Here is a 298-nt window from a genome sequence, read left to right as displayed (position 1 = left end):
TTGTCCCAAGCATGAATCGCCCAGGTCATTGTACTGATAATGCAGAGGTGGAGTCGTTCTTCCATACGCTCAAAGGCGACATAATTAGGAAAAATAGTTTTAAAAGTGAGAAGCAGCTTAGAGATAAACTTGCCGGTTATATCCAGCATTTTTATAACCGTTATAGACTGCACTCAAGTCTTGGATATCGAAGCCCGCATGAATATGAAGTCATGACGGGTTAAAGAAGATAGGGTGTCCATTTTATCGGGTGAAGATCATTCCCAACGCTCGGCGTTTTTGGTTTGATTCAACTTTA

1 protein-coding gene is annotated in these 298 nt (G+C 41.3%); it reads left to right on the top strand.

Annotated features, from left to right (window positions below):
• The coding region (locus FTW16_RS04480) for an integrase core domain-containing protein (RefSeq protein ID WP_146490208.1) at window positions 1–224 on the top strand (224 nt) is incomplete at its 5' end.
• Window positions 225–298: the final 74 nt, after the last annotated feature.

Origin of the sequence: Vibrio sp. T20, assembly GCF_007858795.1 — a bacterium.
Taxonomy (GTDB): Bacteria; Pseudomonadota; Gammaproteobacteria; order Enterobacterales; family Vibrionaceae; genus Vibrio; species Vibrio satsumensis.
The sequence above is the reverse complement of the archived record's forward strand: the minus strand, read 5'-3'. Positions and strand labels throughout refer to the sequence as shown.